The following is a 12,755-nucleotide window of genomic DNA, read 5'->3' on the forward strand; positions in this document are numbered from 1 at the left end:
TTAAATTCCATTCGGTGCGGCTGCGGCGCTTCCTACATTCGATCCGTTAAAATCTACATTGATGGTGCCGAGATTCTTATAAAATCTTTTGGAATAAATAATAATGTCAAAATTATAAGTGTACCGGTCTGCGGTGTTCTGTGTATCAAGGGTAGGATATGCAATATTCAGATGCCAGTCCGGTCCGGATTCGAAGACCCTTAATGTAAAATGCCCCCTGTTTGTATCTGAATCAGGATCAGCAAGCGGGGAATAAATCCCGTTGTTCCCTGAGCTGGGGATAGCTTCAAAATTGGCAACCGTAATAAAATATTTGTCTGTAGGGATATTCAGATTAAGATCCGTAAGGTCATCCCTGTAAATATTGGTAACGGAATACGGCTGAACCGTAAGCGGAGTGAACAGGTTTTCTACAGATAATACTTTACCGTTTACCACCGCAGACTGGGGATCTGTTCCCAGAATGGTAAAACCTGCGGCATTGTTTACATAATCTACCGGATCAATGGTTACAGACTGTTCTACAGCAGTACTTCCTGAAACCTCCAGCTTTTCGACAGGTGAAGTTATACCGATACCAATTTGGGCACTAAACGGAAGTGAAAAAGATAAAGCGAGAAATAAAATACTTTTTTTCATGGTGTTTTTATTGAAGAATTGGAGAAGCATCAGATCCTGTTGAAGTGGCATTCAGGTTAAAAGGTCCGTGTTCAGGAAATATTTTCACATATGTCTTAGGGTAAACAGCACATACAATTGTCCATACACCGTCTGTATATGAGGAAAGCTGCGAATAATCTGCATAGATTGTCCATTCATTATTTACCGCCTTAACCCCGTAGGAAGGAATTGCGATATTGGCTCCTACCACATCACGGTCAAAATAGGCAGAAAGCACCATTAAAGAATAATTATCTGAGTTTATTTTGGTATTAAAACTTTCTACCCAGTCACCGTTAACATTGTTTAATGAATAGGTGACAATACTTGCAATCCCCGGAGAATTGGCCTGTCCCGGAGCTATTCTTTTTACAGTATTATCAGCAACACTATGGCTGAGCAGCATGTAGCGGTCTTTTTCAGTTGTTGTAAGTGCCGGTAAAACTCCGGTAATGATCTTTTTTGATTGGTAAGTCCCCTTAACATCAAGCTTAACGCGCGGAGTAGCCGTATTAATACCTACATTCCCTACTTGAGCATATGAAAATGCAAAAAACAAGGAAGCGGCAAAAACAGATAATTTTGTTTTCATGATAAAGTTTTCTTGACTTTTATTTTTAACGCGGCAAATATATAATTTTTTTCTAAATATACAAACAATTAGTTTTTAACACTTTACATATTTTATTTCACTATTATTTGACATTAACTCTACTTTTAATATTACCTTTTTATCTGTAATGTGCTTTCAGATCGGTGTTTATTGGATTTAAGATGTAGTACTAAAATCAAATTCTGGATTTAAATAAGGAATTATCTATGAGGCGATATAGAATTAATTCTATATTTTATCGGTAAAAAGATGATATTAACATATAAAAAAGAGATTTTCAACAATTTAAAAGGTAGAAAATAATACAGATATATCTAAACGGTGCCATAATGATTAATCATGGCACCGTTGGATTCTTCAGCTTATTATGGCTGTTATTGTAAGTATCTGCTATTTATTCCGGATACTTGTCAGCCTGCATCTCCTGCTCCTGCCTGATTTTCAAAAATGGCCCGTCCTGAAATACATTTCCGTTTTCTTTAGTGTATTCCAGCGTTTCAAGGATATACTTTTTTATCTCTTCTGTTACTCGTGAAAAGCCCAGAAGCCGTGCCACAGGAAGAACGGCATGGTCCGGCTGTATAGCTACGGAATCCGCAACCACCTTTGTAATGGCAAGGCTGATCTCTTCCGGTGCTATCAAGGCTATTTTCTTTGAATTGGAAGGAAGCATACGTCTGTCCCTGATGGTCAGCAGTCCTTTTTGCGGATACCATAAAAAGTCGCCTCTCCTGGTTATAAGGCCATTGGTAACGGCATAATCTGCCGCATTGGTAATGGCCATACGGACCCTACTGCCTATTTTTGAAATACCATTGGCATCAGCAATCCTTCTGGCCATTTCATCAAAATGCACAGGGCTTTCCGCCATTACCACCTCATGAATCCAGGTACCAAGCCTTCCCACAGGGTACATATGCAGTTCCTGCCCGGCAACTTCCGGTGGCAAAACAGCCATTTCATATAAAGGATATACCGCTGTAATCTCCTCCAGAGGCTCTTCACGGATGATGTTTTTAAGTTCTTCCATGGCCTCTTCCTCAACGGCATAATTATGATCCGCCTGCGCTTTCGCTTTTTCCACAGCCTCCGTGATCAGCCTCAGCTCACCGGCCGGATCCCGGAACCAGTCCAGGCTCCAGATATGCATCAGGTTCCACCCCATTCCTTCCAGTACCGCATTTCGCAGCCTGTCCCTGTCCCGGGCCGACTGGGCAGCCTGGTAGGATGTGCCGTCACAGCTGATGCCCAGCAGGTATCTTCCCGGATGGTCAGGGTCTGCAATGGCCAGATCAATATAAAAACCGGCAGACCCTACTTTTTCGCGTACAGTATACCCTGCATCCCTGAGCGCATCTGCAATAATCCCTTCAAACGGCTTCGGCTGATAAGGCAGCTCGTCCCTGTCGCTTTCAAACTTCCCATGCTGCGCGAAATACAGGAAACTTTTCAATGCCCTGATCCCGAATCTGGCATTAGGACCAATCGACATATCGGCTGCCGTAATGTTGGTAAATACTTCACAGCGGCTTTTCGCTCTGGTGATCAATACGTTCAGCCTCCGTTCTCCTCCTTCATTATTAAGCGGTCCGAAGCTCATCGGTACTTTTCCGTCTTCGGTCCTGCCGTAGCCTATGCTGATAAATATGACATCCCTTTCATCTCCCTGTACATTTTCAAGGTTTTTAACAAAAAACGGTTCATCGGCATGTGCCCTGAAATAATTTTCAACCTCCGGGTTTTTTCGCCGCCTTAATTCAACGGCATTCTGTATTGCCTGCATCTGCGCCGTACTGAAGGCTACAACTCCTAGGCTTAGCTTAGGGTTTTTAACGGCATGCGCTATAACGGCGTCCGCCACTTTTTCAGCTTCGCCGGGATTGGTCCTTGTTTTTCCTTTATCGTAAAATGTATCCGGCAAATGGTTAAAAGCCAGCCCCATCCTGTGTTTAGATCCGGGGCTTGGAAATATAACCAGCCTGTTTTCATAAAATTCCTGGTTGGAAAGGCTGATCAGGGATTCATGCCTGCTGCGGTAATGCCAGCGCAGCATCCGTTGCGGCGCTCCCTGTGCATCACACATTCCCAGGATGCTCTGCATATCGGCAGTTACGTTTTCCTCATCTTCGGTATCGGTATTCAGCTTATCAAAAAAGCTGGTGGGAGGCATCTGCTTGGTATCACCTACCACTACGATCTGTTTTCCTCTCAATATGGCACCCAGCGCATCAACCGGCCTTACCTGGCTCGCCTCATCAAAGATTACCAGATCGAAATCTATACTTTCCGGCGGCAGAAAGCCGGCAATAGACATCGGGCTCATCATGATTACCGGCTTTATGGCCTGAATGGCCATCCCGGCTTCCTGAATAAGTTTACGGATCGGCATATGCCTGGCTTTCCTGTTGAATTCGCTCTTCAGGATATTGATCTGGCCTCCGCCTTCGTGTTTCGGCACGCCTTCCCAGTGTTTCAATGCTACTTTGGCCCTGTTGTAATACTGTTTCAGAACATCAATCTTCCTGAATCTCGCAATGGTTTCTTCATGGGTAGAGCGTTCAAATTTCCTCAGTTCAGGGCTGTTCAGCATAGCCTGTTCAAGAAGGGAGTCATACCAGGTTTTCTGCAGGGCCGTCTTTAAATGTACGGCAGCGTCCGGCCAGTCCTCAACAGTATTTATGAGAAATCCGGCTCCCTGTTTTGTTACGTCTTCTTTTAAAGCATTCCATAAAACCGTTTTATGGATTTCAGGCAGCTGCTGCATCCATTGGTTCAGTACCGAAACCTGTGCGGACAGTTTGAAATTCTCAATGCCGTTTCCGTTAAAGTCCAGATGTTTGAACAAACCGTCAAAGGATTTTTTCTGTTCATGAATCAGGCTTCCCAAACGTTCTGTATAAGAAGTAACAGTATTGGTATCCCCGTTCTTTTCAATAAATTCCAAGACATCCTGCCGCACCTTTCCCTGTCGTATATGGGTATGCAGGCTGTTTAAATAATCTACTGCTTTCTGCAGGGCCTCCCAATCAGATTTTTGTTTCTGCCACCGTATCCCGAACAGCTTACCCGCCAGGGCATCACCGGAATCCAGGACAGAAGCTAACCTTTTCCCTTCCATTAAAGCATTCACCAGGTCCAGCTTCTTCTGCGTATCATCAGGCACTGTTGTATTGAGCAGTGCTGCCAGCTTCTTAACACTTCGCTTATAATCCCCGATGATGAATTTATACCATTTGTTGCCGTGGGCCATGATATGCTGCCTGATCTCCAGTACGTCCTGGTTCCAGGCTTCAGGGATAAAGACTGCATCATATTTACGGTGAAGCTCATTCAGCCTGCTGCCGGTTTGCAGGATATCGGCAATATCTTTCTGATGGCTCAGCCATGCAGCATCAGTAACCGCTATGGAAGCGGTACCGGGATTTTTTGACGCCCATTCCGCCGTGGCCATCAGCTTTTTGGTTTCCGCAAGATCTGTGGGTGGCTGGAATCCCATCAGCTCAGCAAGGGCTTTCGAGGTATCGGACAGGTTTTCGGTCAGATTGATGGAATCCACCAGAAGTTCTTTAGCCCGTTCTTCATCTTTAGGCAGGAAAATGGTTAAATTACTTCCGTAAAAAACCAGTTTTTCGGGCTGTCCGATTTTGCCGAGCCTTGCTTCGATCTGTCCGGCAATCAGTTCAAGATCCTGAACCTGCCTTGAGTCAAGGGAAGGTAAATCATCAATGCTGATTTTAGGGAATTTATACCCTTCGTTTTCATTGCTGATCTTTAACAGGCTGCCCATTACTTCATGGGCCGAAAGCCCGCTTTTCCCGACAGGGCGGTTAACTTCATTAACGTATGCATTCAGCTCCTGAATAAGCGGCTCCAGCAGTCGCACTTCTTCCTCAAGATGGGCAACCGTAGGTTTACCGAGCTCCAGAACACGCTTAAGCTCCGAATGCAGTTCGCGTTTGTTGGCCTTGTGACTATGGAGTTCGAGGCAGGCTTCCCCTAAGTTAATACTGTCTAGCCTCCTTTTTACCACTTCAAGCGCCGCCATTTTCTCTGCAACAAACAGTACTTTCTTGCCGTTGCCTACGGCATTGGCAATCAGGTTGGTAATGGTCTGGGATTTCCCGGTTCCCGGCGGCCCCTGGATGACCATATTCCGGCCTTCATGAACGGCCAGCATGGCAATTACCTGTGAACTGTCGGCATCCACAACCTGTAACAGCCGATCTGCACCGGTTTCTTCATCCAGGTTGTGCTCTTCTCCGAAAGTAGGCTGCGGTTCATTGAATCCGCTGCCGAATAAAGACTGAAGGATCGGATGGTCGAAAGGCTTTCTGCTGTCCGGCCACCCGGTGCTGTCAAGGTCATGATAGATCATAAATTTACCGAAGGAAAAGAACCCAAGCTCGATGGCATCATGATCCACTTTCCAGTTTTCAAGATGGCTGACATGCTGCTGAATTTCATTGAAATAAGTGGTCAGGTCCAGATCCTCTTCTTCCGGAAGATCAGGAACGGTAACATTAAAATCTGCCATCATCTTCGCCTGAAGCGATAAGTTCGCTCCTATTTCCCCGCCTGTGTAGCGCAGCCTGAACCTTTCGCCGGCACTGGAACGCTCCAAAGCGACGGGAACCAGTACCAGAGGAGCCTGTCTAACTTCTTCGGTATTGCCTTTTTCAAACCAGTTGAGCATGCCCAGCGACAGGAACAAAGTGTTTACACCCTGTTCTTCAACGCTTGTCCTTGCCGCATAATAGGTATTGAGGATTTTAGTCTGAAGCTTCTGTTCAGATTCATTGGTCTGCAAGCGGGTATCATTATAGGCATCCTGCAGTTCGGTATCTGAAAGCGGCGGGAGTTCAAAGAGTTCTTCACTTTCTTCTTTCCCTGCCCTACCCAGAAAGGTCATGGTTTTATTTTGTTTTACCAGAATCTGATAGACGGAACGTGACTGTTCCTGTACCATATGCAGCCCGCGGGCTTTCGGAACTTTATAATTTAACAAAGTATTGCGCATCCCAAGATCCAGCAGCTCTTTTCTTGCAGCTTCCAGCCTGGGAAGTATAAGGTCATTCATAGTTTGTGATTATCGGACTCCTAATGTAGAAAAAAAATGGTAAACCCTGAAACGGATGGCATAAATATACTTATGGAATTTATGATATAAAGATTAAATTGTTTCATAAACAACCAATTGATACAGGAGGATATACATGTTTTTCGGATTCTTTTTAGTACTTTTAAGTAACATTAATGTTAGTTATACTCGTACATGAACCCTTCTGAAAAAATTTACCTTGACAACAATGCAACGACCCGTCCGGACGACCGGGTTCTTCAGGCCATGCTCCCTTTTTTTACGGAATATTATGAAAATGCCGGAAGCAGCCACCTGGCCGGACTTACCGTTAATGAACATGTGGACAATGCAATCTGGCAGGTCTCGGACCTGATCGGGTGCAGGCCTGAAGAGCTCATCTTTACTTCGGGCGCTACTGAAGCCATCAACCTGGCTGTACGGGGAATTTCAAACGGGACAAGAAATCATTTTGTAACAGTAAGTACAGAACATAAAGCCGTACTGGATACGGTAGAAAGTTACACGGAAAACGGAAATTACACCCATACGTTTCTTCAGGTGGGAAAAGACGGGCGGATTGACCTGGATGACCTGGACGCTGCCTTGTCTGAAAATACCCTGATGGTGAATATAATGCTGGTTAACAACGAGACCGGCGTAATTCAGGACATCAGGAAAATCAGTGAAACAGTTCATGCCAAAGGCGCATTCCTTCTCTGCGATACTACACAGGCGGTGGGTAAAATACCGGTTGATGTCCATGATCTTGGAATTGACCTGATGCCTTTTTCTGCGCATAAATTTTACGGCCCTAAAGGAACAGGAGCCCTGTACGTTTCCAAAAAATTAAAATCCCGTCTCCAGCCGCAGATTACAGGCGGCGGACAGCAGAATAACCGGAGAAGCGGTACCCTGAATGTTCCGGGCATCATCGGTTTCGGGAAAGCCTGCGAGATTGCCAGGCATGATATGCAGCAGGATTACCTTCAGATAAAAAACCTTCGCGATCATCTGGAAAATGAACTGTTAAAAATTGAAGGTACTTTCGTTAACGGTTTATCAGAACACAGAATACATACGACTGCCAATATCTGTTTCCCGGGTGTGCTTTCAGAACAGCTGATCCTCTCCCTGCAGAACATTTCGGTTTCCAGCGGATCTGCCTGTTCCTCGGTTACCGCAAAACCGTCTCATGTGTTAAAGGCAATGGGATTATCTGACGAAGAGGCCCTGAGTTCCATCCGTTTCAGCCTGGGCAGGTTTAATACCATGGAACAGATTGATTATACGGTAAGCAGGATGCAGAAATTAATACAGCAGCTCCGGTAAACCCCGAAACTGCTGTATAGTGAATATTGTTGCATATAAAAAGCGTAATTATACGACTTTATAGAAGCTTATCAAAATGTATGGGAAGATCATAAATTCTTTTTCCCGTAGCATGGTAAACTGCATTGGTAATGGCAGGCGGCATTCCTACGCCACCGATTTCCCCTACGCCTTTTACGCCTAAATCATTCACGAACTGATCATTTTCTTCTACAAAAAGCACCTGCAGGTCATGGATATCGGCGTGTACCGGAATATGGTATTCTGCCAGGTTATCATTCATGTATTTGCCCAGACGGTGATCAAGGATGGTTTCTTCATGAAGAGCCTTGCTGATCCCCCAGATCATCCCGCCCAGCAGCTGGCTTTCAGCCGTTTTTGGGTTGATTATTCTTCCGGCAGCTACCGCAGTAAGCGCTCTTTTAACTTCAATTACACCCAGTTGCTCATCTACTTCAACTTCCACAAATACCGCACTGTGAACTGCCCGGGCTTTTTTACCGTAGGTCAGCGGATTAGGCATGGCCGAATTGGTTGTCTTAATGACTTTTCCTTCATTGGCTTCCATAATTTCCTGGTAACTGATCCTGGATTCCGAATTATCTTTGTGGACGATGTACCCTCCTTTAAAGATTACTTCTTTCAGTTTAGTATTGGCCAATACGGAATCTTTCAGTGATTTTGCTTTTTTGTACAGCTTTTTATTTAAAGCCTGGCATGCTGCCTGAACTGCGGGACCTATCGTTGCTGTGGTAAAAGACCCTCCCTGGATCGGGGCAAACGGCATCGCACTGTCGGCATAGGAAAAAGTAACATCTTCAAGAGGGAGCCCGAGCTCGTCGGCTGCAATCTGGGTCATTATCGTAAATGTTCCGGTTCCTATATCTGTTACCGCACTTTTAATCTCTACTTTGCCATCTGCATTCATAATGGCCTCAGCACGGCCTAAAAGCCTGTTGGCATCCCACATTCCTGTGGCCATTCCGTAACCTACCAGTTTATTCCCGCGCTTCATGCTGCGGGGAACAGGATTTCTTTTGTCCCAGCCGAATTGGCTTGCTCCGCGCAGGTAGCATTCTCGGAGTTCCTTGCTGGAATATTCTTTTTCACTGCTATAGTCAATTTCAGAATAGTTGATCAGCCTGAGTTCTACGGGATCAATATCAAGCTGATATGCAATTTCATCCATAGTAACTTCAATGGCATGCATCCCTGTACTTCCTCCCGGTGCCCTCATATCGAGCGGACTGTAAACATCCAACGGTACAATCTTATGTTCCAATAAGGTATTTTCTGCCGGATACAGCATATTGGCCCAGTTCACTACAATTTCCACATAATCTTCAAAACGGGATGTTTCCCCTGTGGCTTCATGAAAAATAGCATTCACTTTTCCATTTTCATCAGCTCCGAATTTCGTATGCTGTAAAGTAGGCGGACGGTGGCCGATCATGTACATCTGAGCCCTGTCCAGTGTTACCCTTACATTCCTTTTCAGATGCAGAGAAGCCATTACCGCCATAAAAAGCTGGTGCTGAGGCCGTAACCCGGAACCGAATCCTCCACCTACAAACGGGGAAATAACCTGTACGTTTTTCATTTTCAGGCCGAACACATTGGCTACATACATCTGGGAATTGATGGTTCCCTGTGTTTTATCATAAATCTTTAACTTGTCTTTACCTTCGTAAATCACCGTTGAAGCAAACAGTTCCATCGGGTTATGGTGTTCCGTACCATGGCTGAAAGTACTGTCTGTTTTAATGAATGAATCCTTATACGCTTTTTCAAAGTCACCCTTTGGCGGCGGCGGTGGCGGTTTCAGTAACGAAGCCAGCCCTTTTTTAGGATCACGGGAATCTTTAAGGTTAGCCATAAGATCAGTCTCAAACGCTTCTTCTTCGTATTCAATATGAAGTTTATTTGCTGCCAGACGTGCCATTTCAAAAGTATCGGCCACCACCAGTGCAATCGGCTGACCGTTGTACCGGATCTCATTATCTTTCAGCGGTTTAAAAACAAGTCCCGGCGGCGCATCCATATCAGCATACTGAAAGTCAAACCACGCCGTTGAAGGCCGGTTATCATGGGTAAAAACTTCAACCACACCTTCAAGATTTTTGGCTTCTTCTGTATTTATTGATTTGATCTTGCCTTTGGTTACAGTACTGTTGACCACATAGCCATACAAGAGGCTATCTGCATTATAATCCCCGGCATACTTAGCGCTTCCGGTTACTTTCAGATGGCCTTCAAGGCGGTTTTGCGGAGTTCCTATAGAGGGTATATTATTCATATTTTCTGTTTTGGTTGGTATTGCTTCGGATTATAATGAAGGTTTTGCGCCCGGTCTCTGCGATCCTGGATCCATTGCCATGATGCTGTTCCGTACAATGGCTCTTTTTGCCAGGGCAATTTTAAAATGATTATGTTCAAAACCCTGGGCTCCGTCCAGTATGATCTCTGCTGCTTGAGCAAAATTTTCTTCTGAAGGTGTTTTGCCTTTCAGGTAGGCCTCGGCTTCCGCACTGCGCCATGGTTTATGGGCAACGCCGCCCAAAGCGATCCTGGCTTCTTTGATCAGTCCGTCTTCAATATCAAATCCGGCAGCTACGGAAATTAATGCAAAGGCATAAGAATTACGATCCCTGAGTTTTAAATAGGAATAATATTCAGAAAAGCCCTTTTCCGGAAGTTCAAGCCCTGTAATGATTTCTCCGGCCTGCAGGTTATTATCCAGGTGAGGAGTGTCTCCGGGAAGCCTGTGAAAATCGGCAAACGGCAATACGCGTTCTCCCTTTGGCCCTGAAATATGCACTTCTGCATCCAGAGCGGCCAGAGCCACGCACATATCCGAAGGAAAAACCGCAATGCAGCTTTCATTATGTCCCAAAATCGCATGAATACGGTTATATCCTGTGGCAGCCGAACATCCGGTTCCCGGTTCCCTCTTATTGCAGGGAACTGCAGGGTCATAGAAATAATAGCACCGGGTACGCTGCATCAGGTTTCCGCCGTTGGTTGCCATATTACGGATCTGTGCAGAAGCCCCTGCCAGAATTGCTTTGGAAAGCAATGGATAACGGTCTTCTATTACAGGATGATAGGCGGTATCTGCATTGGTCGCAAGGGCACCCAGCATAACCCCGCCGTTTTCGGTATCTTTGATATCACTGAGACCGGAAATTCGGTTGATGTCTACCAATGTATCGGCTTCGGTAACAAAGTATTTCATCAGATCGATGATATTTGTACCGCCCGCTACGGCTTTATGATCATTGTTTTCGCTCAGCAGTGAAACGGCATTCTGAAGGTCTGTTGCTTTTGTATAAGAAAAATTATTCATCGCATATCCTGTTTTACCGCCATGATGGCATTAATAATTCCTCTGTTGGCACCGCAGCGGCAAAGGTTCCCGCTCATCATATCCTGTACTTCTTCACGGCTTTCCGCTTTTCCTTCACTAAGAAGCCCCACGGCACTGCAGATCTGCCCCGGTGTACAATATCCGCACTGGAACGCATCATGCTCGATAAAAGCTTTCTGAACGGGATGCAGGTTTTCTTCAGTTCCGATTCCTTCTATGGTGGTAACTTCTGCTCCGTCTTTCATAACGGCGAGGGTAAGGCAGCTTAAAACTCTTTTCCCATCTACTAAAACAGTACATGCCCCACACTGTCCGTGGTCACAGCCTTTTTTGGTTCCGGTAAGATGCATGGTGTGCCGAAGCGCGTCCAGTAAGGATACCCAGGGTCTGAGCGCAAGTTCATGGTCTTGTCCATTCACCCTAAGTTTGATGGATTGGTTGTTCTGATCAGGCATATTTTATTTAATTTGGTGTTTGGAGAACCTATGCAAAAAAAGAACCGCAATCCGATGGCGCAGCAAATTGTGGTATATTAATGTATATAAACCTTTACAATAGATATATTTAAATGAACTCTATAATGATAATTACTGAACATTTAAGTTTCCTTTAATGAATTTAAACAGAGCCTTAAACTCATTCGAAAATAACTGCGTCCAAAAATTAATAAAGCTAAAAAATCAAAAACAGGTTTAATTTTATTCCTGAAGATTCTATATTAAAGTTTATTAAAAAGACAAAACCCTGTCAGAGTTTAAAATTCTGGCAGGATTTTTTCCTTCAGGCAGGTGTAATAAAATCAATGCCTGTATTTGTCTTTAAGCTCAAATACATGGAGTACCTGCGGAAACAGAGCCTGCATGTATTCTTCTGCACCTTTTACCGAACCGGGAAAAGCCAGTACTAAGGTTTGTCCGCTGAAGCCGGCGACACTCCTGGACAGCATAGAGGTTTTAATGCGTTCCTGCCCGTAATTCCGGGCGGTTTCCATAATTCCAGGCATAGGGCGGTCGAGCATCGGTGATAGGGCGTCCGGGGTAACATCTCTTGCTGAAGCACCGGTTCCGCCGGTAAAAATAACCAGATCTATATTTTGCCTTTTGTATTCTGCAAGCGTATTCTGAATAATGTCAAATTCATCGGGCACTACCGTATATTCAATATTTTTACAGCCTGATTCCTCTAATTTTGTAAGGATGACTTTTCCTGAACGGTCTTCGTTCTTTCCCTGATGAATGCTGTCTGAACAGACTACCACAGCAGCTTTGATGTCTTCCGCAGCGTATTTCCGGTCTGATTTTCCTCCTGTTTTTTCCAGAAGTTTTATGTTGTGTATTTCAACCCGCTTGTCAATCGGTTTCAGCATATCATACATAACCAGGGCTGCTACGGAAGCACCGTGCATGGCTTCCACCTCTACGCCGGTCTTATAAACGGTATGCACCTCCACGGAAATAATTATGGATAAGTCTTCAATGGCATAGGTAACGGAAGTATATTCTACCGGCAGCGGATGGCAGTCCGGGATTACATCACTGGTTTTTTTAACCGCAAACAATGCAGCAACCCTTGAAAATTCAAAAATATCCCCTTTCGGGACTTTCCGCTGCTGTATGGCTTCAATGGTGGCCAGGGACGAAGTCTTTACCGTAGCCGTAGCCACCGCCTTTCGCAGGGTGGACGATTTATGCGTGATATCTACCATA

At 44.9% G+C, this 12,755-nt stretch carries 8 protein-coding genes; 1 reads left to right on the forward strand and 7 read right to left on the reverse strand.

Annotated elements, in window-relative coordinates; all coding sequences use genetic code 11:
- The 3 genes from SD427_RS12295 to SD427_RS12305 all read right to left on the reverse strand — a co-directional run bounded on the left by SD427_RS12295 (window position 1) and on the right by SD427_RS12305 (window position 6,350).
- Window positions 1-639, reverse strand: a complete 639-nt coding sequence (locus tag SD427_RS12295; RefSeq protein WP_320558095.1) for a hypothetical protein — start codon at window positions 637-639, stop codon at window positions 1-3.
- 7 nt (window positions 640-646) lie between these two features.
- Window positions 647-1,252 carry a hypothetical protein gene (locus SD427_RS12300; protein ID WP_320558096.1) on the reverse strand — a complete coding sequence of 202 codons (606 nt, stop codon included), beginning with the start codon at window positions 1,250-1,252 and terminating at the stop codon, window positions 647-649.
- A gap of 415 nt (window positions 1,253-1,667) precedes the next feature.
- Entirely contained in the window at window positions 1,668-6,350 is a 4,683-nt protein-coding gene (locus SD427_RS12305; RefSeq protein ID WP_320558097.1) for a DUF3320 domain-containing protein, read from the reverse strand.
- Window positions 6,351-6,545: 195 nt separating this feature from the next.
- Between SD427_RS12305 and SD427_RS12310 the strand changes: the two genes are divergently transcribed.
- Window positions 6,546-7,682: a cysteine desulfurase family protein gene (locus SD427_RS12310; protein ID WP_320558098.1), complete on the forward strand. Its 1,137-nt coding sequence runs from the start codon at window positions 6,546-6,548 to the stop codon at window positions 7,680-7,682.
- Window positions 7,683-7,740: 58 nt separating this feature from the next.
- On the opposite strand, the gene SD427_RS12315 is transcribed toward SD427_RS12310, so the two are convergent.
- From SD427_RS12315 to moaCB, 4 genes are all read right to left on the reverse strand, one after another.
- The gene (locus tag SD427_RS12315) at window positions 7,741-9,978 is read right to left on the reverse strand and encodes a xanthine dehydrogenase family protein molybdopterin-binding subunit (protein WP_320558099.1); all 2,238 of its coding nucleotides are present in this window, start codon (window positions 9,976-9,978) and stop codon (window positions 7,741-7,743) included.
- Between the two features lie 30 nt (window positions 9,979-10,008).
- Window positions 10,009-11,028 (reverse strand): xanthine dehydrogenase family protein subunit M, encoded by a 1,020-nt coding sequence (locus SD427_RS12320; RefSeq protein ID WP_320558100.1) that lies wholly within the window; start codon window positions 11,026-11,028, stop codon window positions 10,009-10,011.
- Window positions 11,025-11,504, reverse strand: a complete 480-nt coding sequence (locus SD427_RS12325) for a (2Fe-2S)-binding protein (RefSeq protein WP_320558101.1) — start codon at window positions 11,502-11,504, stop codon at window positions 11,025-11,027. The genes SD427_RS12320 and SD427_RS12325 overlap by 4 nt, the downstream gene beginning before the upstream one ends.
- 344 nt (window positions 11,505-11,848) lie before the next feature.
- Complete coding sequence (gene moaCB, locus SD427_RS12330; protein ID WP_320558102.1) at window positions 11,849-12,754, reverse strand: bifunctional molybdenum cofactor biosynthesis protein MoaC/MoaB; 906 nt, start codon at window positions 12,752-12,754, stop codon at window positions 11,849-11,851.
- Window position 12,755 lies beyond the last annotated feature (1 nt).

This window comes from Chryseobacterium sp. JJR-5R (assembly GCF_034047335.1).
Lineage (GTDB): Bacteria > Bacteroidota > Bacteroidia > Flavobacteriales > Weeksellaceae > Chryseobacterium.

What these genes read in the sequence shown, in the direction of transcription:
- SD427_RS12295 (WP_320558095.1), bottom strand. Translation starts at nt 639, where the DNA reads ATGAAAAAAAGTATTTTATTTCTCGCTTTATCTTTTTCACTTCCGTTT.
- SD427_RS12300 (WP_320558096.1), bottom strand. Translation starts at nt 1,252, where the DNA reads ATGAAAACAAAATTATCTGTTTTTGCCGCTTCCTTGTTTTTTGCATTT.
- SD427_RS12305 (WP_320558097.1), bottom strand. Translation starts at nt 6,350, where the DNA reads ATGAATGACCTTATACTTCCCAGGCTGGAAGCTGCAAGAAAAGAGCTG.
- SD427_RS12310 (WP_320558098.1), top strand. Translation starts at nt 6,546, where the DNA reads ATGAACCCTTCTGAAAAAATTTACCTTGACAACAATGCAACGACCCGT.
- SD427_RS12315 (WP_320558099.1), bottom strand. Translation starts at nt 9,978, where the DNA reads ATGAATAATATACCCTCTATAGGAACTCCGCAAAACCGCCTTGAAGGC.
- SD427_RS12320 (WP_320558100.1), bottom strand. Translation starts at nt 11,028, where the DNA reads ATGAATAATTTTTCTTATACAAAAGCAACAGACCTTCAGAATGCCGTT.
- SD427_RS12325 (WP_320558101.1), bottom strand. Translation starts at nt 11,504, where the DNA reads ATGCCTGATCAGAACAACCAATCCATCAAACTTAGGGTGAATGGACAA.
- moaCB (WP_320558102.1), bottom strand. Translation starts at nt 12,754, where the DNA reads ATGGTAGATATCACGCATAAATCGTCCACCCTGCGAAAGGCGGTGGCT.